Source organism: Saccharopolyspora elongata (assembly GCF_004348985.1).
In the GTDB taxonomy this organism is placed as follows: domain Bacteria; phylum Actinomycetota; class Actinomycetes; order Mycobacteriales; family Pseudonocardiaceae; genus Saccharopolyspora; species Saccharopolyspora elongata.
Genome location: NZ_SMKW01000008.1, coordinates 97201 through 121104 on the forward strand (window position 1 = coordinate 97201; position 23904 = coordinate 121104).

The 23904-nt window shown below is 72.0% G+C and carries 19 protein-coding genes and 1 pseudogene; 9 read left to right on the forward strand and 11 right to left on the reverse strand.

Features of this window, described 5'->3' with window-relative positions; all coding sequences use genetic code 11:
* Positions 1-6 precede the first annotated feature (6 nt).
* Entirely contained in the window at positions 7-1203 is a 1197-nt protein-coding gene (locus E1288_RS08995) for an MFS transporter (protein WP_132483194.1), read from the forward strand.
* Here E1288_RS08995 and tatB read toward each other — a convergent pair whose 3' ends face one another.
* The 4 genes from tatB to sigE form a co-directional block, all read right to left on the reverse strand.
* Entirely contained in the window at positions 1204-1599 is a 396-nt protein-coding gene (tatB, locus tag E1288_RS09000; RefSeq protein ID WP_132483196.1) for a Sec-independent protein translocase protein TatB, read from the reverse strand.
* Positions 1600-1970: 371 nt separating this feature from the next.
* On the reverse strand, positions 1971-3632 hold the full coding sequence (locus E1288_RS09005) for a trypsin-like peptidase domain-containing protein (RefSeq protein ID WP_165968039.1): 1662 nt from the start codon (positions 3630-3632) through the stop codon (positions 1971-1973).
* A gap of 155 nt (positions 3633-3787) precedes the next feature.
* Complete coding sequence (locus E1288_RS09010) at positions 3788-4492, reverse strand: zf-HC2 domain-containing protein (RefSeq protein ID WP_207954259.1); 705 nt, start codon at positions 4490-4492, stop codon at positions 3788-3790.
* A gap of 3 nt (positions 4493-4495) precedes the next feature.
* Positions 4496-5089 (reverse strand): RNA polymerase sigma factor SigE, encoded by a 594-nt coding sequence (gene sigE, locus E1288_RS09015; protein ID WP_132483198.1) that lies wholly within the window; start codon positions 5087-5089, stop codon positions 4496-4498.
* A 274-nt stretch (positions 5090-5363) separates the two neighbouring features.
* Here sigE and E1288_RS09020 point away from each other — a divergent pair, with 274 nt between their 5' ends.
* A complete protein-coding gene (locus E1288_RS09020) occupies positions 5364-5957 on the forward strand; it encodes an O-methyltransferase (RefSeq protein WP_132483200.1) in 594 nt (197 codons plus the stop codon).
* Positions 5958-6125: 168 nt separating this feature from the next.
* Here E1288_RS09020 and E1288_RS09025 read toward each other — a convergent pair whose 3' ends face one another.
* Positions 6126-7265 (reverse strand): Mrp/NBP35 family ATP-binding protein, encoded by a 1140-nt coding sequence (locus E1288_RS09025; RefSeq protein WP_132483202.1) that lies wholly within the window; start codon positions 7263-7265, stop codon positions 6126-6128.
* Positions 7266-7543: 278 nt separating this feature from the next.
* Here E1288_RS09025 and E1288_RS09030 point away from each other — a divergent pair, with 278 nt between their 5' ends.
* Positions 7544-7990: a MarR family winged helix-turn-helix transcriptional regulator gene (locus tag E1288_RS09030; protein WP_132483332.1), complete on the forward strand. Its 447-nt coding sequence runs from the start codon at positions 7544-7546 to the stop codon at positions 7988-7990.
* Positions 7991-7994: 4 nt separating this feature from the next.
* Positions 7995-8411, forward strand: coding sequence for an NUDIX hydrolase (locus tag E1288_RS09035; protein ID WP_235883434.1), 417 nt, complete (start codon positions 7995-7997; stop codon positions 8409-8411).
* A gap of 93 nt (positions 8412-8504) precedes the next feature.
* Here E1288_RS09035 and E1288_RS09040 read toward each other — a convergent pair whose 3' ends face one another.
* Together E1288_RS09040 and E1288_RS09045 are read right to left on the reverse strand one after the other, a co-directional pair.
* A complete protein-coding gene (locus E1288_RS09040; RefSeq protein WP_132483206.1) occupies positions 8505-9032 on the reverse strand; it encodes a DUF1003 domain-containing protein in 528 nt (175 codons plus the stop codon).
* Positions 9032-10330 carry a magnesium transporter MgtE N-terminal domain-containing protein gene (locus tag E1288_RS09045; protein WP_207954260.1) on the reverse strand — a complete coding sequence of 433 codons (1299 nt, stop codon included), beginning with the start codon at positions 10328-10330 and terminating at the stop codon, positions 9032-9034. Before E1288_RS09045 ends, E1288_RS09040 begins: the two co-directional genes overlap by 1 nt.
* A gap of 133 nt (positions 10331-10463) precedes the next feature.
* On the opposite strand from E1288_RS09045, the gene E1288_RS09050 reads away from it, so the two are divergent.
* Positions 10464-11420 (forward strand): HpcH/HpaI aldolase/citrate lyase family protein, encoded by a 957-nt coding sequence (locus E1288_RS09050; RefSeq protein ID WP_132483208.1) that lies wholly within the window; start codon positions 10464-10466, stop codon positions 11418-11420.
* Positions 11421-11740: 320 nt separating this feature from the next.
* Positions 11741-15292 carry a patatin-like protein gene (locus E1288_RS09055; RefSeq protein WP_132483210.1) on the forward strand — a complete coding sequence of 1184 codons (3552 nt, stop codon included), beginning with the start codon at positions 11741-11743 and terminating at the stop codon, positions 15290-15292.
* A gap of 13 nt (positions 15293-15305) precedes the next feature.
* Here the strand turns inward: E1288_RS09055 and narI are convergent, their stop codons facing one another.
* The 4 genes and pseudogenes from narI to E1288_RS47915 form a co-directional block, all read right to left on the reverse strand.
* Complete coding sequence (gene narI / locus E1288_RS09060; protein ID WP_132483212.1) at positions 15306-16082, reverse strand: respiratory nitrate reductase subunit gamma; 777 nt, start codon at positions 16080-16082, stop codon at positions 15306-15308.
* Complete coding sequence (narJ, locus tag E1288_RS09065) at positions 16079-16636, reverse strand: nitrate reductase molybdenum cofactor assembly chaperone (protein ID WP_207954267.1); 558 nt, start codon at positions 16634-16636, stop codon at positions 16079-16081. The genes narI and narJ overlap by 4 nt, the downstream gene beginning before the upstream one ends.
* A gap of 78 nt (positions 16637-16714) precedes the next feature.
* A complete protein-coding gene (gene narH / locus E1288_RS09070) occupies positions 16715-18364 on the reverse strand; it encodes a nitrate reductase subunit beta (protein WP_132483214.1) in 1650 nt (549 codons plus the stop codon).
* A gap of 25 nt (positions 18365-18389) precedes the next feature.
* A pseudogene (locus E1288_RS47915) lies at positions 18390-21561 on the reverse strand (nitrate reductase subunit alpha); the annotation flags it as partial.
* Here E1288_RS47915 and E1288_RS09080 point away from each other — a divergent pair.
* The 3 genes from E1288_RS09080 (at position 21494) to E1288_RS09090 (ending at position 23807) form a co-directional block, all read left to right on the forward strand.
* Positions 21494-22504 (forward strand): MFS transporter, encoded by a 1011-nt coding sequence (locus tag E1288_RS09080; protein ID WP_235883443.1) that lies wholly within the window; start codon positions 21494-21496, stop codon positions 22502-22504. The pseudogene E1288_RS47915 and the gene E1288_RS09080 sit on opposite strands and share 68 nt — an antisense overlap.
* Positions 22505-22657: 153 nt before the next feature.
* Positions 22658-23179 (forward strand): general stress protein, encoded by a 522-nt coding sequence (locus E1288_RS09085; RefSeq protein ID WP_132483216.1) that lies wholly within the window; start codon positions 22658-22660, stop codon positions 23177-23179.
* A gap of 157 nt (positions 23180-23336) precedes the next feature.
* Positions 23337-23807 (forward strand): hypothetical protein, encoded by a 471-nt coding sequence (locus E1288_RS09090; protein ID WP_132483218.1) that lies wholly within the window; start codon positions 23337-23339, stop codon positions 23805-23807.
* The last annotated feature ends 97 nt before the right edge of the window (positions 23808-23904 follow it).

Here is a 23904-nt window from a genome sequence, read left to right on the forward strand (position 1 = left end):
GAGCACGTGAACGCAGTCGACCCGGCCCGCATCCGCAAGATCCGCATCGCCCTGCTGCTCGGCGCGCTGGCGATGTTCGCGCTGCTCTACGCGCCGCAGCCGGTGCTGCCACAGCTTGCCGAGGTCTTCGCGCTGAACCCGGGCACGGCGGCGCTGCTCATCTCGGCGAGCACGCTCGGGCTGGCCGTCGCGGCGATCCCGCTCGGCACGCTGTCGGAAGCGGTCGGCCGTCGCCGCACGATGATCGCGGCCTTGCTGACCGCCGAGGTCCTGGGCTTGCTGCTGCCGTGGGTGCCGTTCTTCCCGGTGCTCGTGGCCGTTCGCCTGGTGCAGGGTGCGGCGATCGCCGGCCTGGCCGCGGTCGCGGCCGCATACCTGGCCGACGAGACCGGCGGCGAGCAGTTGGGCACGACGATGGGGCTCTACGTCGCGGGCACCACCATCGGCGGCATGGGTGGCCGGCTGCTGGGCGGCGTGATCGGTGATTTCGCCGGCTGGCACGGCGGACTGCTGGCGGTGGCTGTGCTCGCCGGGGTGTGCACGGTGCTGTTCGTGGTGCTGCTGCCGGCCGAACGCAATCACCAGCGGCAACCGCTGCGCTGGCGCCCGCTGCTCGGCGGCCTGCGCGCCGCGCTCAGCGACCCGGTGCTCTTCGCGCCGTACCTGGTCGCCGCGCTCGGCATGGGCGCCTTCGTCACCGTCTACAACGTGCTCGGCTTCCGCCTCGCCGCACCGCCGCTGCTGGTGCCGCCGGCGCTCGCAGCGCTCGCGTTCCTCGCCTACGCCGCGGGAACGGTCACCTCCACGCTCGCCGGTCGCGCCGCCGATCGCTGGGGACGCATCCAGGTGCTGCTCGCCGGCTTGGCGGTGACTGCGCTGGGCCTGCTGCTGATGCTCGCCGACAGCCTGCCCGTGATCGTGGTGGGCCTGGTCGTGTTCACCGGCGGGTTCTTCGCCGCGCACTCGGTGGCGAGCGGATGGGTCGGGGCGCGGGCATCGGCATCGGCCCGCGGGCAGGCGTCCGCGCTGTACCAGTTCGCCTACTACGGCGGCAGCAGCGTGGGCGGAGTGCTGGGCGGCGCGGCCTACGGCTCGTGGGGCTGGTCCGGAATGACGGTCCTGCTGTGCTGCTGGCTGGCGGTGGCGGCGGCGGGGGCGTGGCTCGTCCGCACGGCGCCCAAGCGCGTCGCGGTCGAGGTCTGATCAGGTCGCGTCGGAGTCGTACGGCGGGCGCTCGCCCGGCGCGAGCGGGCGCTGCTCGGGCTTGGGCGGGTCGGCCGGCTTCGCCTGGTGCCCGTTGCTGCCGTTGCCGTTGAGGCCGTCGAGCGGGTTCTCCCCGTCGAAGAGGTGCTTGGTCACGGCCGTGCGCGGGTTGAAGTTGCGGATGCCGCGCAGGTCTTCCAGCGGTTTGCGCAGCTCGTCGAACTCCGGGCCGAGCTCGGACTTGATCTGCTCGCGGGCTCCGGTCGCGTACTCCTTGACCTGGCGGACGGTCCGGCCCAGCCACGCCGCGCCTTGCGGCAGGCGCTCCGGGCCGAGGATGAACAGCCCGGCCACGACGAGGACCAGGATCTCGAGCCAGCCGACGCTTTCGAACACCTCTCGACTACCTCCGGGTCCTCCACGGCTCGCGGACCAGCACCGCGCGCTGCCAACGCATCCCCAGGGTACCGACCGGGTGATCCGGGCAGGAGGGCGAACTGGCCCAGCACGCCGCCTTCACGAACTGTTAGCTGCTCGTTCGGCTCGCCGCACCGCAAGCGGTGCGGCCCTTGCGGCGGGATGGCATTCCCGGGGTGCCGCGGTTCGCGGTTTCCGCTGGTCACCGAGGTCGTGAGTACTTTGGATCGCGATAGCAGCCCAAAGTGCTCACGACCACCATGCCTGGCGAAGCCCGTCCCCGGGGGCCGTCGTGCCGCTGGCAAAACCGCGAAACTTCCCGCCCGGCCGGACCAGGCGGAACCCGCCGTTCACCGCAGGGTCACGTCGAGCACCAGCTCGCGGCCCTGCCGCACCACGGTGACCGGCACCCGCTCGCCGACCTGGTGCCGGTCGACGGCCACGATCAGCTCGTCGGCGCCGGCCACCTTGCGCTCGCCGACCCGGATGATCACGTCGCCCTCGGCGATCCCGGCCGCCGCCGCGGCGCTGCCGTCCTGCACGTTCTGCACCTGGGCGCCGTCGGCGAGCCCGTCGCTGACCGACTTGGCGTTGACGCCGAGATCGGCGTGCTGCACGTTGCCGGTTCGGATCAGCTCCTCGGCGATGCGCCGGACGTCGTCGATCGGGATCGCGAAGCCCAGCCCGATCGAGCCGCCTTCGCCGCCGGCCCCGAGCGTCCGGATCGCGCTGTTGATGCCGACCACCGCGCCGTTGCCGTCGACCAGGGCGCCGCCGGAGTTGCCGGGGTTGATGGCGGCGTCGGTCTGGATCGCGTCGATGACCGCGTTGGTGTCGGTGCCCTCGCCGGCCAGCCGCATCGGGCGGTGCACCGAGCTGACGATGCCGGTGGTCACGGTGCCCGCCAGGCCTAGCGGCGAGCCGATGGCGATCACCTCGTCGCCGACCGCCAGCTCGTCGGAACGGCCGAGCTGGGCGACCGTCGGGTTGGACACCTCGACCTTGATCACCGCCAGGTCGGTCTTGACGTCGCGGCCGACGATCCGGGCGGGCACCCGGGTGCCGTCGTGGAAGACCGTGGAGACCAGCGCGCCCGGGGTGTCGGCGGCCATCGAGATGACGTGGTTGTTGGTGACCACGTAGCCGTTGCCGTCGATGACGACACCGGAGCCGCTGCCGCCCTGCGCGCCGACGCGCACCTCGATCGACACGACGGCGGGGACCACGCGCTGCGCCACCGCGGCGACGGTGCCCTTCGGCCGGTCCTTGCCCTGCTCCACCTCGGCCAGGGTGACGTCGGGGTTGGTGAGCGGATTGCCCTCCTCGGCGGTGATCCGGCCGAGCAGCCCGCCGGCCAGCCCGATGAGCAGCGCGACCACGGCGAGGATCACGAGCGCGCGCGGGTGCACCCGGCGGCCGAACAGGACTTCGCGGGCGCTGAGCAGCGGGCCGGTTTCGGTGCTCTCGGGCTTCTCCTCCTGCTCCTCACCGAGTGCAGGTGGACCGATCACCGCGCCTGCGGCGGGGTTGCGCCACGGGTCGCTCTCGCCGGAGTTCCACAGCGCCGGCTCCTCGGCCGGCTCGGGCGACATCGGCTGCTCGCCGGGCGCGCGCTGGAGCTTCTCGCTGCTGGCCCGCGGACGGCCGAACGCCTTGGACAGCGCTTCCGGCGGGGGCGGACCCTGCTCGATGCCGCGCGTCGGGACGTCGCGCCGGTTCGGGTCGAAGCTGCCGGTCACGCCCTTCGGGCGGCCGAACGTCGAGCTCTGCGACGGGTCGACGGCGGGGCGCTGCAGCGGGCGCGGTGCGAGGCGGGGCGGGGATGCCTGGCCGTTTCGCATGGGGCGGTCCGCCGCGGCCGACACTCCGCGGGCGGGGCTGGCCGCGCCCTGCCACGGATGCACGGGTTCGGCTGGCCGTCCGTTGGGACCCTGCTGGCCTGCTTCGGGCTGATCCCGGCGCTGCTGGTCGGCGTCGGGGCCCTGTGCGGGCGTTCCTGGCTGGTCGCTCATCGCTCCCCGGGCATGCGGTCGGAACTCGTCCGTTCGAGTGGATCACACGGGCGAGGAGCCCGTGCCACCGGCATGTGGACGCACCGCCGGCGTGCCCATTTTGCCGGGCGACGGGTGAAGTTCGTGTGGGAGCGGGCGAAGTCGTCCCGGCCGGATCAGTTCCCCGGCGGCGCGCTCGCCGACGTGCTCGGAACGGGAGCCTCGGACGAGGGCTGCTGGCTGGGGGACGGGTCGCCGGGCAGGTCCTCGCGAGCCGACGCCGGGATCACGGCGTTGGTGAACGCGCCGCCGGGCAGCGGGCTCGGCACGCCCGGTACCGGCTGGCCCTCGTCGTCGGTCGGCAGGTTCATCAGCGCGAGCGCGCCCAGTACCAAGCCGGAGAACACCACGCCGGCCCCCTGCCGGGTTCGGCGGCCGACCCGCCGTGCAGGCGCCGTCGCGGCATCACCGGCAAAAGGGGGCACGCTGCCGAGGGGTTGCTGGCTGCCGCCGAGCGGCCGCGAGGATCCGAGCGCCGCTCCGTCGCCGAACCGCTTCGCGCGGGCCGGGCGGGTCACGGCGACCAGCTGGCCGTCCTCGGTCAGCGCGAGGCCGTCCGGCTGGCTGGGCAGTTCTGCGTGCGCCGGGATGGCCTGCAGTGCTTGCAGGAACTTCGGCGAGATCGACGGCGTGCCGGCCGCCCGAACCGCGGCGCGGGCCTGCCGCTGGGCGGCGGCGTCCGCGGTGCACGCTGGGCAGTGGGCCAGGTGGGAGACGGCGCGATCATGGGCGCTCGGGCTCAGCTCGCCGTCCACCAACGCGACGATCGCGTCCAGCGCGAGGTGCTGCTCCGGCAGCCCCCACCCACGCAAAACCGTCATTCGTCAAACCTCCCGGGCATGCTCGCGGCGAGCTTCCAAGGTGGCCTTCAACATCTGGCGCCCGCGGTGAATCCTGCTACGCACAGTACCCAGCTTCACGCCCAAGGTGGCACCGATCTCCTCGTAGGAGAGCCCCTCGACGTCGCAGAGCACCACCGCCGCCCGGAACTCCGGCGGCAGTTCGTCCAGCGCCGCCTGCAGGTCGGGGTCGAGGTGGGTGTCGTTGAAGACCTGTTCAGGGCTCGGGCCACCGCCGGGCAACCGGTCGGTGTCCTCGGGCAGGCCCTCCATGCGCAGGCGGGACCTGCGGCGGGCCATGTCGAGGAACAGGTTCGTGGTGATCCGGTGCAGCCAGCCCTCGAACGTTCCCGGCTTGTACGACGCCAGCGACCGGAACACCCGGATGAAGGTCTCCTGGGTCAGGTCCTCCGCGTCGTGCTGGTTGCCGGTCAGGCGGTACGCCAACCGGTAGACCCGGTCTGCGTGCTGCCGGACCACCTCGTCCCACGTCGGAGGGGTCCAGTTGACCTCTTCCGCGGCGGGCGAGACGGTGCTCTGTTGGACACTAGGGGCCACACTCATCGGCTGTGTTGCCATTGGGCGAGAAGCCACCTCCTGTGCGGTTGCATCTCCAAGAACGAGCATGTCGCCTCCGTTGTTCCCGGCGGTGTCGTCAAGGAGACGCCGATGGGTGTTGGTTATGACGTGTCTACTCTCGTATGCGCTGGTGAGGTAGCGATTAAAGACGCCTGAGAACAGGCTGAGAACCTGACGTGATGCGGGTCGCACCGCCGGCCCGCCGGAAACGGCCCCCTAACGATGTCGGCCGCCCGGGTCACGGCGCCGGGCAACGTCGATAACCTTTCGCGTTGTGATACCCGAGACGCCGGTGGGTGCCGGGCCCGTGGGCCGGAACCAGGTGCGATCCGGCGCGCCGACGGACACCTCGGTCGGGGCGTCGTCGCTGCACGTGCTGCGCTTCCTGGCGGCGGCGTTGCGGGCCAAGGCCGTCGTGGAGGTCGGCACCGGCTCGGGCGAGAGCGCGCTGTGGCTGCTCCAGGGAATGATGCCGGACGGCGTGCTGACGTCGATCGATGCGGATGCGGCCGCGCAGCGGACGGCGCGCGCGACGCTGCGGGAGGCGGGCGTGCCGACCGGCCGGACGCGGTTGATCGCCGGGCGCGCGATCGACCTGATGCCGCGGCTCACGGAGGGCGGCTACGACCTGGTGTCGGTGGGCATCGCGACTACGGACTACCCCAGGTACCTGGAGCTCGGCGTCCGCCTGCTGCGCCCGGGCGGCGTGATCGTGTTCGCGGGTGTCCAGCTGGCCAGCCCGGACGCCCGGAGCGCGCTGGCCCTGGCGCTGCGCGACCTGGTCCGGGCCATCCAGACCGACGAGAACCTGGTCCCGGTCACGCTCCCCACAGGCCCGGGCCTGCTCGCGGTCGCCAAACGCGCCTGACCCCGGACACCCGCTTCCGCCCGGTCCTGGCCGCCCGCCTCTCGAGATGTCGGCCCAGGTGTCGGCCCTCTCGACCGGAGTACCCCCGATGGGGTGATGATCCGCAATTTCAATGGAAATCGGATCTTCGATTTCCATTGAAATTGCGGAACGACGTCGGCCGGTGCGTCAGGCGGGGGAGACCGAGAGGAGCTTGCCCGCGAGGCCTCGGGCCCGGGTGGACAGGCGCTTGGCGATGTCGTTGAGGACCACCGCCGCGGGCGAGTCGGGGGCTTCCAGGACCAGCGGGGTGCCGTTGTCGCCGGATTCGCGCAGGCGCGGGTCCAGCGGCACCTGGCCGAGCAGCGGCACGTCCGAGCCGATCGAGCGGCTCAGCGACTCCGCGACCAGCTGGCCGCCGCCGGAGCCGAAGACCTCCATCCGCTGGCCGTCCGGCAGCTCCATCCAGGACATGTTCTCCACCACGCCGGCCAGCCGCTGCCGCGTCTGCATGGCGATCGCACCGGCCCGCTCCGCGACCTCGGCCGCGGCCTGCTGCGGGGTGGTGACGACCAGGATCTCCGCGTTCGGGATGAGCTGGGCGGTGGACAGCGCCACGTCGCCCGTGCCGGGCGGCAGGTCGAGCAGCAGGACGTCCAGGTCGCCCCAGAAGACGTCGGACAGGAACTGCTGCAGCGCGCGGTGCAGCATCGGCCCGCGCCAGACCACCGGGGTGTTGCCGGGGGTGAACATGCCGATGGAGATGACCTTCACGCCGTGCGCCTGCGGCGGCATGATCATCTTCTCCACCTGGGTGGGCTTGCCGCCCGCGCCCAGCATCCGCGGCACCGAGTGGCCGTAGATGTCGGCGTCGACCACGCCGACCGACAGGCCGCGCTTGGCCATCGCGGCCGCGAGGTTGACCGTCACGCTGGACTTGCCGACCCCGCCCTTGCCGGACGCCACGCAGTAGACGCGCGTCATCGAGCCGGGCTCGGCGAACGGGATGCGCGGTTCCTCGGCGCTGCCGCGGAGCATCTTGCGCAGCTCGGTGCGCTGCTCGTCGCTCATCACGTCGAGCTCGACCCGCACCGAGGCGACGCCTTCGACGGCGGACACGGCATCGGTCACCCGCTGCGTGATCGTTTCCCGCATCGGGCAGCCCTGGACCGTCAGGTACACCTCGACCGCAACATCGCCGTCGGGGCCGATGGACACGCTCTTGACCATGCCCAGGTCGGTGATCGGCCGGCGGATCTCCGGGTCCTCGACCTGGCTGAGGGCCTTCCGAACGGCGTCCTCGGTGGGCGCGGACTGCGTACTGGTCACGGTTACCTCGGCAAGCTGGAGTTGCGGACGTGGTCGGTGGTCGCTTCGCGGGGCGCCAGCCTCGAAGACTCTCACACCGCGTCGTTGGCAATCCCATGCTACGGACCGGTAGCCCGGTGCGGACAGGGCTGCGGGCCGTGGCATCGCGCTGGTCAGTGGGGCGAGCGGGACAGAACGCGATTCTTGTTCGGGGGCGCTGCGCAGTCAGGCGAACGCGTTCCGTAATATCAATCTTCGTGGCCGAGACGGCTCTTGATCGATTACCGACTCGAAGTGAATTGTTGGCGTACCGCAGTTTCCTCCGCGCGCACGCCAGGGTCACGCGCTGCCTGGAGGGCGACCTGATCGCCGAGCAACGGCTCACGCTCGCCGCCTACGATGTCCTCGAAGCGCTGGCAGAAGCCCCGGAGCAGCGGCTCCGGATGACCGAACTCGCGGAAGTCGTGCTGCTGTCGCGCTCCGGCGTGACCAGGCTCGTGGACCGCCTCGAACGGCTCGGGCTGGTGCGCCGCGTCCGGGTCGATTCGGACGGGCGCGGGGTCCAGGCCGTGATCACCGAACGTGGCGAAGCGCGGTTGCAGCTGGCGGCGTCGACGCATCGCACCGGTGTGGCGCGGTACTTCCTGTCCGCCACCGCGGGGGAGCTGGAGGCGCTGATGCGCACCTGCGAGCGGCTGGCCGACGGGGGTGTGCCGTCGCCGCCGGGGCAGCGTGCGCAAGCATGAGGGCGTGCACGATGCGAACTCCACGGCTCCCGAACGGCTGATCCGCGCGGTCGGCCTGGTGCGGTTCGTGGACCGGCGGTTGCTGCTGGTCCGCGCCGACTACCAGGCCGCGTTCTACCTGCCCGGCGGCAAGATCGACCCGGGCGAGACCGAGGTGCAGGCGCTGCACCGGGAGGTGCGGGAGGAGCTCGGCGTCGGCCTGGTGGGGGCGGGCTTCCTCGGCCGCTACGTCACCGACGCGGTCGGGCAGGGAGACGGGGTGCAGGTCGAGCTCATCTGCTACACGGGCGAGCTGGACGGTGCCCCGGAGCCGGCGGCCGAGATCGCGGAGCTCGCCTGGTGCACCCGCGAGGAGTACGCGGCCCACGAGGTCACGGCCCCGGCGATCGTCGCCCTCTTCGCCGACCTCGACCCGGCCTGATCCCGGTGGGAGTCCCGATTTTGCCTAAAATTGGGCGCTCCTCCGCGGGTGGGCTGGTTCCCGATTTTGCCTAAAATTGGGAAATCCCGAGCGTCAGGCGTCCTTCGGGTCTCCAGCGGTCGTGCGGGCTCGGCGCTTTTCCGCCTCGCTCTGCAGGCCCGGGAGTTCTTCGCGGAGCCGGTCCAGTTCGCTGCGCAGGTAGTCGCGGGTGGCGACCTCACCGACCGCCAGGCGCAGCGCGGCGAGCTCGCGGGCCAGGTAGTCCGTGTCCGCCTTGGTCTGGGCCGCTCGCGCCCGGTCTTCCTCCAGCGAGACCCGGTCCCGGTCGTCCTGGCGGTTCTGCGCGAGCAGGATCAGCGGCGCGGCGTACGAGGCCTGGGTGGAGAAGGCCAGGTTGAGCAGGATGAACGGGTACGGGTCCCACTGCAGGCCGACCGCGAACAGGTTCACCGCGATCCAGGCGATCACGAGCAACGTCATCCAGAACAGGAACTTGCCGGTGCCGAGGAACCGGGCGATCCGCTCCGAGATCTGCCCGAAGAGCTCCGGGTCGAACGAGACCGCCAACCGGTGCGGCGGGCGGGGCTGGTCGAGTCGGCGGCGGGTCAGCAGTTCGGGCATCAGTGCGCCTCCCGGTTCGTCGGCCGGTCGGTGGGGCCGGGCTCCGGTTCGGGAAGCCCGCTCTCCCGCCAGTTCTCCGGCAGCAGGTGGTCGAGCACGTCGTCGACGGTGACCGCGCCGATGAGGTGTTCCTCGTCGTCCAGCACCGGCCCGCACACCAGGTTGTAGGCGGCGAAGTAGCGGGTGACGTCGGTCAGCGACGCGCTGGCCGGGAGGCTCGCCAGGTCGGTGTCCAGCGCGCCGGCGACCAGGGTCGACGGTGGTTCGCGGAGCAGCCGCTGGATGTGCACGCAGCCCAGGTAGCGGCCGGTCGGCGTGGCCGACGGCGGGCGACAGACGAACACCAGGCTGGCCAGCGCCACCGGCAGGTCGGGGTTGCGCGCCATCGCCAGCGCCTCGGCGATGGTCGCGTCCGGCCCGACCACGATCGGCTCCGGCGTCATCAGGCCGCCCGCGGTGTCGGACGAGTACGCCATCAGCCGCTTGACCGGTGCGGATTCCTCCGGTGCCATGAGTCCGAGCAGCCGTTCCTTGTCCACTTCGGACAGTTCGGCGAGCAGGTCGGCGGCGTCGTCCGGGTTCATCGCCTCCAGCACGTCGGCCGCGCGCTCGTCGTCCAGGTGTTCCAGCAGGTCCTTCTGGTCTTCCTCGGGCAGTTCCTCGACGACGTCGGCGAGCCGCTCGTCGTCCAGCGCCTCGGCCACCTCGTAGCGGCGCTTGGTCGGCAGCTCGTGCAGGGTGCTCGCGACGTCGACGGCGCGCATCGTGTCGAACATGGCGAGCAGCTGCTGCACGCCCTGCGGCTTGCCGGTCAGCTCCGCGACGGCCAGCCCGGTGACCTGGCCCCAGTCCAGCACCTGCGTCGGGCCGCGCCGGCCGAGCCGCCCGGTGCGCTCCCGGACCGCGAGCTTGGCCAGCTGCCAGTCGCGGGTGCGGATCTGCTCCATCGCGACGTCCACCAGGACCGCGGGCGCGTGGGTGGAGTCGATGACGACCCGGGCGTCCAGCAGCTGGCCGAGCACCAGGAGCTCGTTGGGGCGCTGGTGGAAGTGCCGCAGGTTCACCGTGCCGGTCGCCAGCGTCACCGCGCTCGGCTCGATCCGGGTGACCCGCAGCATGGGCACGAAGATCCGGCGCCGGGTGGGCAGCTCGACGACCAGGCCGAGGACGCGCGGCGGCTGCCGCCGGACGCTGAGCCCGGCGACGACGTCGCGCACCCGGCCGATCGATTCGCCGTCCGGCCCGAACACCGACAAGCCGGCCATCCGGGCCGCGAAAACCCTGGTCGCGGCTGCCACGTGGCTCAGGCTATGCACTCTTCCGGTCGCCCGCCGCCCGAAGATCGGCCCTGTGCCGCCGGGCACTTGTCCGGTTCCGGCGGCGGGGTGCGTGGTACACACGCAACGACTCGCGAGGCCAGAGGAGGACAACGTGGACGGTCGACGTGCCCGGCGGAGCTGCCTGGCGGTGCCGGGCTCCAGCGCGAAGATGATCGACAAGGCGCGCGGGCTGGCCGCCGACCAGTTCTTCCTGGACCTCGAGGACGCCGTCGCTCCGCTGGCGAAGGCCGAGGCGCGGGACCGGATCGTCGGCGCGCTGAACGAGGGCGGCTGGGGCGAGAAGATCCGCTCGGTGCGGGTCAACGCGCTGGACACCGAGTGGACCTACCGGGACGTCGTGACCGTCGTGGAGGGCGCGGGCGCCGAGCTCGACTCGATCATCCTGCCGAAGGTGAGCACCCCGGAGCACGTGCGCTGGCTGGACCTGACGCTGACGCAGATCGAGCGCGCCACCGGGCTGGAGGCCGGCCGGATCGGCATCGAGCCGCAGATCGAGGACGCCCGCGGCCTGGTCGAGGTGGACGCGATCGCCGCCGCCTCGCCGCGGGTGACGGCGCTGGTCTACGGGCCTGCCGACTTCATGGCGTCGATCAACATGCGGTCGCTGGTCGTCGGCCACCAGCCGCCCGGCTACGACGTCGGCGACGCCTACCACTACATCCTGATGCGCATCCTGGTCGCGGCCCGCGCGGCCGGGGTGCAGGCGATCGACGGGCCGTACCTGCAGATCAAGGACGTCGACGGGCTGCGCGCGGTGGGCGGCAGGTCGGCGGCGCTGGGCTTCGACGGCAAGTGGGTGCTGCATCCGGCGCAGGTGGACGCGGTCAACGAGCTCTTCTCGCCGCGGCAGGAGGATTACGACCACGCCGAGAACATCCTGGACGCCTACGAGTGGCACACCTCGGCGGCCGGCGGGAAGCGCGGCGCGGCGATGCTGGGCGACGAGATGATCGACGAGGCGTCCCGGAAGATGGCCCTGGTGATCTCGGGCAAGGGTCGCGCGGCGGGCATGGCCCGGACCGACCGCTGGACCCCGCCGGAATCCTGATCGCGGCGGTGCAGGTCGCGGGCGCGCCGTTTTCGCGCGAAAACGCCGCCCCAACCCGACCGCGCGACCCCCGAACGGCTTCGCCGCTTCAACGGCGCAAGCCCGCCTACCGCCACCCCGAACAGCCGCTGCGGTGATGCGAAGTGCTCGCGATCCCGCGCCTGCCGGGGAGGCGCCGGGCGGGTGGTGGTGATGCGCCGTCCGGGGCTCGGTGCGGTGGCGGACGGGTTGAGTTCGCCTGTTGGAGATCGGCCGTGGCGGCAGGCGCGGTAGGTTCCGGGTGAGATCCGCAGGCGTCGATCGAGAGGGCGGGCTCCGAGGTGGCCACCGCGGCAGCGGAGAACGAGCAGGAACTGCGCTTGGCGCTGGCCATGCGCGGCGGCGCGAGCATGGCCGTGTGGATCGGCGGCGCGGTCGCCGAGATCAACCGGCTCCGCGAGGCGGTGGCGGATTCGCGGGCGCCGGCGGACGACGATTCGACGGGCACCCATCCGTGGGCGTCGCTGGCGAAGCTGTCCGGCTACGACGCGGTCGCGGTCGACGTGCTCGCCGGGGCCTCGGCCGGCGGTCTCAACGCGACGTTGCTGTCCGCGACGCTGGTCTACGGGATGCCCTTCGACCGGATGCGCGAGGTGTGGGTGCGGTTGGGGGACGTGGAGGCCATGTCCCGGCCGGTGCCGAAGTTCTGGCAGCACCGCCCGCCGTCGCTGCTGGAGGGCGACCGCTACTTTCGCGCCGAGCTCGCCGACGTCATCACCGACAACGTGCCCGCGGCGGCGGAGCACCCCGGCCACCGCGCCGACCTGCTGCTGACCGCCACCCTGCTGGACCCGATCCTGGAGCGGCGCTTCGACGGCCGGTCCGGGCCGATGCTGCAGGAGCGGCGCACCGCGTCGTTCCGGTTCCGGCACCAGGGCAGGGCGGGCGATCCGCTGTCGGACTTCGGCGCGGGCGACGACTTCGCGCCCACCGTGCTGCGGCTCGCCCACGCCGCCCGTTCGACGTCGTCGTTCCCCTTCGCCTTCGAGCCCGCGCAGGTGCGCTCGTCGCTCGGCGAGCCACCGGACGGCGAGCCGAACATGATCGGGCTGTTCTCCGAAACGGCCTCCGATCCGCTGCTCCCGCCGTTCCGGGTGATCGACGGCGGCGTGCTGGACAACATCCCGGTGACGGCGGCGATCGATGCGATCTCGGCCGCGCCGGCGAACCGGCCGACGCACCGGTGGCTGCTCTACCTGAACCCGGATCCCGTTGCCTCGCGCGAGCAACGCCGCGAGCCCGGGTTCGCCGTGCCGGTGACCGCGACGGCCCTGCGTGCCCGGCTGTCCCAGGAATCGCTGCTCGCGGACCTCGACGCGTTGGACGAGCACAACCGCTTGGTCGCGCGAACCGCCTTGCGCCGCAAGGCGTTGTACGCGCCGCTGCGGGCCGCGCCGGATGCCGAGCGGGCGGCGGTGCTGGCGCAGCAGGTCGACGCGGTCCTGCCCGATCACGCGGTGGTTCGCGCGGAGCTGGACGCCCAGGCGGTGTACCGGCTGCTCACCGAGCCCGCGGGCATCGAGGACGGCAAGCTGCTGCCGCCGGTGGTCGGGGATCCGCTGGCCGAGTGGTCGGCGCAGGCGAGAACGCAGCTCGCGCACCGCTTGTCGGCCGGGCTCGGCAGCGACGCCACCACGCGCGTCTTCGACGATGCGCGCGGCCTGCTCACCGCGGTGCAGGAATGCCTCGGCTGGGCTTGGGACATCGAGCGCTGGGCGCCGGAGAGCCGCGAGATCGGGCGCTGCAAGTCCGTGCTCTACCGGCTGCGGAGCTTCGGCGAGGTGCTGGAGGGGCACGCCGACCAGTACTGGATCAACGGCGCGAAGCTGGAACCGATCGTCGAGACGACCGAGCTCGACGAGTGGGTGCAGCGCGTGCAGCGTCGTCGCGCCAGGTTGCAGCACGCCTTGCCGTCCCCGATCCAGCCCCTGCTGGGCGAGGTGTTGCGCGCGATCGAGGCGGGCGAGGACTTCCACGACGATCTCGCCGAGTTCGCCCGCGAGCTCATGTCCATTGTGGAATCTTCCGGTGCGGACGCGGTCCCGGACGCCGACGGGGTGGACGCGGTCGCGGAGGCGCACGCGATGCTGCACCGGGTCGCCGACCGGCTGGCCGCGGCGGCCCCGCCCCGCGAGCGGATCGACGAGCCCCAGCAGCTCGGCTACGCGCTGCTGGAGCGCAGCGAACAGCGGGCGGCGACGTTGCGGCAGCTGGTGGTGCTCACCGCGCCGCTGGACGTCGGGCGCGTCCCGGGATCGCGGATCAACCTGCTGCGCGTGGTCAGCGACGAGCAGAGCCCGCTGCCGTTCGACGCGCTGCGGCGTGGCGAGGACGTGCCGCTGCGGATCGCGGACAAGATCCGCGGCCTGGACGTGGGCAACTTCGGCGCGTTCCTGTCCGCGAAGTGGCGGGCGAACGACTGGATGTGGGGGCGGATGGACTCCGCCGCCGCGCTGGTCAGGTTGCTCGCCGACCCGGCTCGGCTGGCCCGGCGCCACAGCAGCTCGGAGGAGCTCGGTGACGCGCTGCAGGCGATCGTCTCCCGCCCGACGACGGCGGAGCTCGGGGAGCTCGGCGAGGAGCAGGCCAAGCAGTGGCGCGGATTCCTCGCCGAGGTGTGGGCGCGCCACGCGGGCGAGGTGCGCGCCGAGCTCGACGCGCTGTTCGCCGCCCCGGACGACGAGCATTCGCTGACCGAGACCCAGCGGCTGCTCACCGAACGTCTGCAGTGGACGATCGCGGCGGAGGAAATCCCCTTCGTCCACACCGTTTCTTCCGGGGCCGACCCGGAAAGCGGTGCCGAGCCGCCGGTGCCCGCGCCCGCGCAGCTGTCCGGCCAGGTGGAGCGCTACGACGTCGGCCGCCAGCGGTTCGCCGACCTCGGCGAGCCGCGGGCGCTGTCCATGGCGACGCGCTTCGGGCTGCTCGCCTACCGGGCCGTCCGCCCCTCCGGGCGCGGCGTGCTGCCCTGGCTGGGGCGTCGGGCGATGACGCTGATCAAGCCGCTGCTGATGGCGGTCGTGTACGCCATCGCCGCGCCGCGCCGCGCGGCGCTGCTGGGCTTCCTGGCGGCGAGCGCAGTGGTGTTCACCGGCGTCGGGTGGGGGTCGATGCCCGGGACGCAGGTCCTGTCCGCCGACCAGCACGAGTCGGCGTTCGATAGCTCGTTCGTAGTATCGGACGGTCCCTTCCCGCCGGGTTCGGCGGAATCGCCGCTGCTCGCCCTGTCCGTGGCCTGCTCGGATTCCGGCACCGGCGTGGACGTCGGGTGCGCGGACGGTTTCGGCTGGTTCGGCGGCGTGCCCGGGAACTGGCTCGTCGTGGCCGATTTCTCGGGCACGTCCTTCGGCCCCGGCGCGCTGCTGGCGATGCTGTTCACCGCGGTCTTCGCCGTGTGGTCGGGGTGGCGCCTGGCGCACCGCGTCGGCCGTGGCTTGGCGCGCTGGCTGCCCGCGGTGTTCATCGCGGTGGTGCTGCTGGCGGCCGAGTTCTGGCTGTTCACCACCGGATTCCGGCTCGGCCCGCTCGGGCTTGCGCTGGTCGCGGGGCTGCTGACCTGGCCCGCAGCGGTGGCCTACCGCACCGCCGCGCGCGTCGGTGCGTCGGTGCTGACGCTGCTGGTGTTCGTCGGCGTCCTGTGGTCGTACGAGCCGAACGCCTTCAGCGGCGGAGGCTGGATCGTCCTGGCGACGGGCCTCACCGCCTACGCCCACATGATCCTGGTCGGCACCGTCGACGTCCTCGCACCGCGGCCCAGGCGGCGTGCCGGCTTCGCGCAGAAGGCACCGTCGCGGGCGAAGGCGCCCCGGGCCGAGGTTTCCGATCCGGCCTGAGCGGGGTCGGGTTTCAGGGCTTCCGGGTCGGGCGCGGGGCGTCGGGCTTGCCGCGGCGCTGGCCGGGCACTCCGACGGGCTCCCAGCCCCGGCGCGGCCGCGCCTCGGCCCGGCTGCGGTAGACGACGTAGGGCCGGAACAGGTAGCGAACCGCGGCGAAACCGCTGAGGGCGTGCACCAGCCGGGTGAACGGGAACAGCGCGAACAGCAGCATCCCCACCAGGATGTGCGCCTTGAACGGCCAGGGCACGTCCACCATCAGCGCCACGTCGGGCTGCAGGACGAAGATGCTGCGGAACCACGGCGAGATCGTGGCGCGGTAGTCGTAGCCCTCGGTGATGCCGTTGGCCAGCACCGTGGTCAGCAACCCGAGCACGATCGCCCCGACCAGCACCAGGTACAGCGCCTTGTCGTTGCCGGTCGTCGCCGAGAACACCGGGCCGTTGCGGCGCCGCCGGTAGATCAGCAGCGCGACCCCGACCAGCGTGCAGATGCCCGCCAGCGCGCCGAGGCCGACCGCCACCAGGTGGTAGAGGAGCTCGGAGACGCCGAGCGCGGCGGTCCACGACTCCGGGATCAGCAGCCCGATCGCGTGGCCGACGATCACCACCAGCAGTCCGAAGTGGAACAGCGGGCTGGCGAACCGCAGCAGCCGTGATTCGAGCAGCTGCGAGGACCGGGTGGTCCAGCCGAACCGGTCGTACCGGAAGCGCCAGATCGAGCCGACCACCAGGACCGCGATCGTCGCGTACGGCGCGGCGCCCCACAGCAGCACGTCCCAGGTGCTCATCGGCGGACTCCCGTCTGCTCGGTTGTGGGGAAGGGCAGCAACGGCCCCGCCATGCCCACGGACTCCTGCGGCGGCCCGGTCGCGGCGATGCGCTCGGCCGCCCGCAGCACCGCCGGTGTCGGCGCGGGCAACGTGGCCAGCACGGCGTCGACCCCGCGCGCGTACACCGTGCCCTGGCCGTGCAGGGCCTCGGCCAGCAGCGCGAGCCCGGCGTGGTGGTTGACCAGCAGCGCGGTGCCCAGTTCCTGATCGGTCGTGGCGGCGAACTCCAGCACCACCGTGAGGTGGTCGGGCAGCTCGTCGTCGGGCGGCAGCACGCCGGCGGACCGGTAGATGCGCTTGAAGTCCGCGATGGCGCGCCCCCGGTTGCGGGTGTCGCCGGTGGACCAGTAGCTCAGGTACTGGCAGCAGCGCCGACGCAGGTCGAAGGTCTCGACGTAGTGCTGCTGCGCCGCCAGCAGCGTCGTCGCGTCCAGGTGGTCCAGCAGTTCGCGGAGCGGCGCGCCGTACTGGGGCGGGAGTTCCGCGCCGGCCTCCCGCAGCTGCGGCAGCAGCGCGCAGCGGCTCGTCCGGGTAGGCCAGCAGGTATGCCGCGATGCGGTGCGTGAGAGCGCGGGAGCGGTCGAAGCCCATCAGCTGTCCTCGTCGTCGCGCGGGAACAGGCCCTCGGGCGTGCCTCGCCCGTCCCAGTTGAGCAGGTTCACGCGGCGCGAGCCGTCCGGCGCGGTGAAGTGCTCCGCGCTCTGCCGCTGCTTGAGCAGGTGGAAGTTCTCCACCGACATCGGCACCGGCTGGCCGGAGGACTCCCCGAACGGCCCCAACGCGTACATGCCCGGCCCGCCCTCGTAGTCCAGCGAGCAGCCGGGCTCGTCGAGCTGTCCCGCGAGTTCGGCGTGCGCCTGCGGGATCACGTAGCGCTCCTCGTACTTCGCCAGCGCGAGCAGCCGGTACATCCGCTGGACCTGCTCGACGTCGAGCCCGGCGGCCTCCGGGATGGCCGGGTTCGGCGGGCGGCCGAGTTTGATGTCGCGCATGTACGAGCGCATCGCGCCCAGCTTGCGCAGCGACTCGGTCACCGGCCGCACGTCGCCGGCGGTGAACAGTTCCGCCAGGTACTCGACGGGGATCCGCAGCGCGTCGATGGCGCCGAAGATGTTGCCCACGTCCTCGCCGTCGTGGCCGGTCTCCGCCAGCTTGTCCACCACCGGCGACAGCGGCGGGACGTACCAGACCATCGGCATGGTGCGGAATTCCGGATGCAGCGGCAGCGCCACCCGGAAGTCCTTGATGAGCGCGTGGACCGGGGAGCGCTGCGCGGCGTCGATCCAGTCCGGCGGGATGCCGGCGCGGCGCGCCGCGGTGAGCACCTCCGGGTCGTTCGGGTCGAGCAGCACCTCCAGCTGCGCCGGGTACAGCTGGTGCTCGTCGTCCACCGATGCCGCTTCGAGCACGCGGTCGGCGTCGTAGAGCACCACCCCGAGGTAGCGCAGCCGGCCGACGCAGGTCTCCGAGCACACCGTCGGGAGCCCGACCTCCATCCGCGGGTAGCAGAGCGTGCACTTCTCGGCTTTGCCGGTGCGGTGGTTGAAGTACACCTTCTTGTACGGGCAGCCGGTGACGCACATCCGCCAGCCCCGGCACTGCTCCTGGTCGACGAGCACGATGCCGTCCTCGGACCGCTTGTACATCGCGCCCGACGGGCAGGACGCGACGCAGGACGGGTTGAGGCAGTGCTCGCAGATCCGCGGTAGGAAGAACATGAAGGTCTCTTCAAAGGACTGCTTGACCTCGTCGGAGAGCTTGCGCAGCACCGGGTCCTGCCGCGTGAGCTCCGGCGAGCCGGCCAGGCTGTCGTCCCAGTTGGCGCTCCAGGAGATCTTCGTCGGCTCGCCCGAGATCAGCGACCAGGGCCGGGCCACCGGCGTCTGGTCGCTCAGCGGCGCGGAGATCAGGTTGTCGTAGTCGTAGGTCCAGGGCTCGTAGTAGTCCTGGATGGCGGGCAGCTTCGGGTTGGCGAACAGCGACAGCAGCCGCTTGAACCGCCCGCCGCCGCGCAGCTTCAACCGGCCGCCGCGGGTCAGCCGCCACCCGCCGCGCCACCGCTGCTGGTCCTCGTAGGTGCGCGGATATCCCTGCCCGGGGCGGGTTTCCACGTTGTTGAACCAGACGTACTCGACGCCGCCGCGGTTGGTCCACGCCTGCTTGCAGGTGACCGAGCAGGTGTGGCAGCCGATGCACTTGTCCAGGTTCATCACCATCGCCAGCTGTGCCATCACGCGCATCAGTACTCCTTCTCGACGTTCCGCGTCAGTACTCCACCGTCTGGCTGCGGCGGCGGATGACGGTGACCTCGTCGCGCTGGTTGCCGGTCGGGCCCAGGTAGTTGAACGCGAAGGACATCTGGGCGTAGCCGCCGATGAGGTGGGTGGGCTTGAGCAGCAGCCGGGTCAGCGAGTTGTGGATCCCGCCGCGCAGCCCGGAGATCTCGGACTTCGGCACGTCCACCACCCGGTCCTTGGCGTGGTACATGTACACCGTTCCCCGCGGCATCTTCTGCGACACCACGGCCCGCGCGACGACCACGCCGTTGCGGTTGACCGCCTCCACCCAGTCGTTGTCGCGCACCCCGATCAGGTCCGCGTCGGCCGGGCTCATCCACAGGTCCGGTCCGCCGCGCGACAGCGCGAGCATCAGCAGGTTGTCCTGGTACTCGGAGTGGATCGACCACTTCGAGTGCGGCGTCAGGTAGCGCACCGAGACCGCGGTGCCGCCGGTTTCCTCGGGTTCGCCGAACAACCGGTGCATGTTCAGCGGCGGCCGGTACACCGGCAGCGCCTCGCCGAGCTCCTGCATCCAGTCGCGGTCCAGGTAGAAGTGCTGGCGGCCGGTCAGGGTGTGCCAGGGCTTGAGGCGTTCGACGTTGATCGCGAATGCGGTGTAGCGGCGGCCGCCGTGCTCGCTGCCGCTCCACTCGGGCGAGGTGATCACCGGCACCGGGCGCGCCTGGGTGTCGGCGAAGGTGACCTGCTTGCCCTCGTTGTCCAGCGCCAGGTCGGCCAGCCGGACGCCGGTGCGCTCCTCCAGCACCCGGAAGCCGGCGACCGCGATCCGGCCGTTGGTCGTGCCGGACAGCGCGAGGATCGCCTCGCACGCGTCCACGTCCCGCGCCAGCGACGGCGCCCGGCGGCGACGCCGCCCTGCACGGTGCCGTTGCTGCGCCGCAGCCGCTCGATCTCCTGGTCCGGGATGACCGTCCAGCCCTTGTTGCCCACGCCGAGCCGGTCCACCAGCGGCCCGAGCGCGGCCATCTTTTCCGCCACCGCCGGGTAGTCGCGTCGCACCACGATCAGCTTCGGCATCTTGACGCCCGGAACCGGGTCCACCTCGTCGCGGCCCCAGTCCCGCACCACCCCGCCGGGCGTCGCGAGCTCGTCCGGGGTGTCGTGCAGCAGCGGCGCGGCGACCAGGTCCTCGCGGATGCCCAGGTGCGTCGCGGCGAGCTCGGAGAACTTGCGGGCCACGGCGTGGAAAGCGGCGAAGTCGCTGCGGGTCTGCCACGGCGGCGCGATCGCCGGGGTGAACGCGTGGACGAACGGGTGCATGTCCGTCGAGGACAGGTCGTGCTTCTCGTACCAGGTGGCGGCGGGCAGCAGCACGTCGCTGCACAGGCCGGTGCTGGTCATCCGGAAGTCCAGCGATACCAGCAGGTCCAGCTTTCCCTCCGGCACTTTCGGATGCCACCGGACGTCGTGCGGCCGCCGGTTCGGCGGGGCTTCCTCGGCCCGCAGCGCGGAATCGGTGCCGAGCAGGTGCTTCAGGAAGTACTCGTTGCCCTTCGCCGACGAGCCCAGCAGGTTCGCCCGCCACACCGTGACGATGCGCGGCCAGTTCTGCTCGGCGTCCGGGTCGGTGCAGGCGAAGCGCAGCCGCCCGGCGCGCAGCTCGTCGATCACGTGGTCGGCGGGCTCCATCCCGGCCGCGCCGGCCGAATCCACCAGGTCGAGCTGGTTGCGGTCGAACGTCGGGTACGACGGCATCCAGCCCATCCGCGCCGACCGGGCGATGCAGTCGGCCATCGCCGCGCCCCACAACCGGCCTGGGCCCAGCGGGTGGATCAGCTCGTCGGCGCCCAGCGCGTCGTAGCGCCACTGGTCGGTGGCGAGGTACCAGAACGCGGTGCCGATCATCTGGCGCGGTGGCCGCGCCCAGTCCAGCGCCCCGGCCAGCTGCGCCCAGCCGGTGGCCGGGCGGCACTTCTCCTGGCCGACGTAGTGCGGCCAGCCGCCGCCGTTGACCCCCTGGCAGCCGGTCAGCGTCACCAGCGCCAGGAACGCCCGGTAGATCGTGTCGGAGTGGAACCAGTGGTTGGTGCCCGCGCCCATCAGGATCATCGACCGGCCGCCGGATTCCTCGGCGTTGCGGGCGAATTCGCGGGCCACCCGGGTCACCTGCGCGGCGGGCACCCCGGTGATCTCCTCCTGCCAGGCCGGGGTGTGCGGCTTCGGGTCGTCGAGGCCGCTCGGCCAGTCCCCGGGCAGTCCCGGCCGGGCCACCCCGTAGTCGGCCAGCATTAGGTCGAACACCGTGGTGACCAGGCGGTCCCCGACGCGGATCGCCGGGACGCCGCGGCGCAGCCGGGCACCGCGCTCGTCGGGCACGTCGAACCTCGGCAGCTCGACCGCGACCGGCTCGGCGGCGGCGTGGCCGAGCAGGCTCAGCTGCGGTCGCACCTCGCCGAGATCCAGGTTCCAGCGGCCGGTTTCCCCTTCGCCGAAGCGGAATCCCAGGCTGCCGCCGGGCACGTGCTCGCGGCCGGTTCGCTCGTCGACGAGCACCGGTTTGAACCGGTCGTGATCGCCGGGCGCACCGAGATCGGCCGCGGTGAGGAACTTGTCCGGCACCAGCGCCGCGCCGTTGTCCCGCAACGAAACCAGGAACGGCAGGTCGGTGTAGCGGCGCACGTAGTCGGCGAAGCGCGGTGCCTGCCGCTGCACGAAGAAGTCCCGCAGGATCACGTGCCCCATGGCCATCGCCAGCGCGCCGTCGGTGCCCGGCTGCGGCGACAGCCAGGTGTCGGCGAACTTCACGTTGTCGGCGTAGTCCGGCGATACCACCACGACCTTCTGGCCCCGGTACCGCGCCTCGGTCATGAAGTGCGCGTCCGGGGTGCGGGTCACCGGGACGTTGGAGCCCCACATCATCAGGTAGGAGGAGTTCCACCAGTCCGCGGACTCGGGCACGTCGGTCTGGTCGCCGAACACCTGCGGCGAGGCGACCGGGAGGTCGGCGTACCAGTCGTAGAACGACAGCATGGTGCCGCCGATCAGCGAGATGAACCGAGCGCCCGCGGCGTGCGAGACCATCGACATCGCCGGGATCGGGAAGAACCCGGCGATCCGGTCGGGCCGTGCCTGCGGATGGTGTGCACGTGCGCGGCGGCGACGAGCGACGGCGCCCGGCCGATGTTCACCCTGATCAGCCTGCTGACGATCGTCCCGGTGCTGCTGGTCGGGCTGTTGCCCGATTCGCTGCCGGTGCTGATGATCGGCGGCGTGCTGCTCGGCCTCGGCGGCACCACCTTCGCCGTCGGCGTCCCGGCGGCCAACGCCTGGTTCCCGCCCGAGAACCGCGGCATGGCGCTCGGCGTCTTCGGCGTCGGCACCGGCGGCACGGCGATCGCCTCGTTCACCACGCTGCCGCTGACCGCCGCGTTCGGGCAGCTGGCGCCGTTCCTGGTCGTGTCGGTGGCGCTGGTCGTGGTGGCGGTGCTGGCGTGGACGCTGCTCGGCGATCCGGCCGATCGGGTGGTGCCGCCGGGTTCGGCGTTCCACCGCACCGTGGAAACCCTGCGGCTGGCGGCGACCTGGGAGCTGTCGGTGCTTTACGCGCTGACCTTCGGCGGGTTCGTGGCGTTCAGCGTCTACCTGCCGACCTACCTCAAGTCCGCCTACGACCTCAGCGCGAGCGACGCCTCGATGCGCACGGCGGGATTCGTGGTGCTGGCCGTGGTGGCCCTGGTGGCCCGGCCGATCGGTGGCTGGCTCTGCGACCGCGTGCACCCGGCCGACGTGCTCGGTACCGCCTGCTCGCTCGCCGTGGCGTTCGCGGCCCTGGCGGCCTTCGAACTGCCGCTGGTCCCGTTCGGCACGATCGCCTTCCTCGGGCTGGCCGCGGTGCTCGGGGCCGGCGCGGGTGCGGTGTTCGCACTGGTCGCCAAGCTGGCGCCGCCCGACGAGGTCGGCGCGGTGACCGGCCTGGTGGGCGCCGCGGGCGGCCTGGGCGGATTCTTCCCGCCCCTGGTGATGGGCGCGATCTACGGCACGGCGGGCGACTACACCTGGGGCCTCGTGCTCCTGGCGCTGGCCGCGCTGGGGTGCGCCGCGCTGACGTTCGCGGTCGTCCGGCGGGCGGCCGCCCAGTGACCGGGCTGCGGATGCGTGGAACCGCTCGGACGGACATGATCTCCGGGAGACTCCACGGGGTAGCCTGATGGGGTAGGGGACAATACGCCGGAATCGGGCTCGCCCGGCTCCCGCGGTCCCCGTCATGGCAGCAATCCAACGGAGGTGTCAGCGGTGTCCAATCCGTTCACCGGCTCCGGCCGGTCGGCGCCGGGCACACCCAACCTGCCCACCCCGCCGAGCGGCTGGCCGATCGGTTCCTACGGCACCTACGAAGAGGCGCAGCGCGCCGTCGACCACCTGGCGGACAGCGACTTCCCGGTCCAGGAGGTGACCATCGTCGGCGTCGACCTGATGCTCGTCGAGCGCGTCACCGGGCGGCTGACCTGGGGTCGGGTGCTGGGCGGGGGCGCGGCCTCCGGAGCCTGGTTCGGCCTGTTCGTCGGCCTGATCCTGGGCCTGTTCACGCCGCAGGGCGGCTGGTTCGGCCCGGTGCTGGTCGGTCTGGGCGCGGGTATCGTGTTCGGCTTGGTCTCCGCGGCGGTCGGCTACGCCTCGACCCGCGGTCGCCGGGACTTCTCCTCGGCCAGCCAGCTGGTCGCGGGCCGCTACGACGTGCTGGCCCAGCCGCGCCACGCGGAACAGGGCCGGGACCTGCTCGCCAAACTCGCCATGCGCCCACCGTCGGCGCAATGATCGTGAGTGGCGCGGCAGCGCCGCTCACGACTTCCGGCGGACCCAGGACCCATGAGGGGCCTGGGTCCTGCTTTTTCGGAGACTTCCCTCTCCGGGGGGAGGCGGTTCGTTCCTCGGCGGGAAGATCGGCGAGGCGCGCATCGCGAGTATTCGAGGCATGAAACGACAGACCACCGCAGCCCTGATCGCATGTGCGGGCGCTCTCGCGTACACCACCTCGAAAGTCGTTCTCGCGATTCGCGCGGAACTCGGCATCCACGGGTTCCCCGCCCCGCCGTCGTCGTACGTCGCTTGGCAACCCGAGCAGATCGCGCTCGCGCAGCTGGGCAATGCGGCCGTCGGCCTGGTCACCGCGATCTGCGCCTTGCTGCTTGCGTGGCGCACCCTCGCGAGGGTCGCGGTCGTCCGTTGGATACTCGTCGCGGTGTCGTGGCTCGGCGTCGCGGTGATGGCAGCGGGTGTGATCGGATTCTCGCTGCGCGCCTTCGGCATCGTGCTGGCCCTCGGGCCGCCCGCAGCCGGTTGGTCCACGTACGCGGCGCTCGCGGTCGGAGCGGTCTGGGTGGTCGCGTGGGCCATCGCGACCACCGGGTTCGCCAGGGCGCGATGGCTGCGCACCAGCAGTTGAGGCGGCGCTGCCAGCGTTCGGCTGTACGACTGCCAACGATCATCGCAGTGGGATGCGGCCTTTGGTGCAGCGCCCCGACGTCCCTTTTCACCCACAT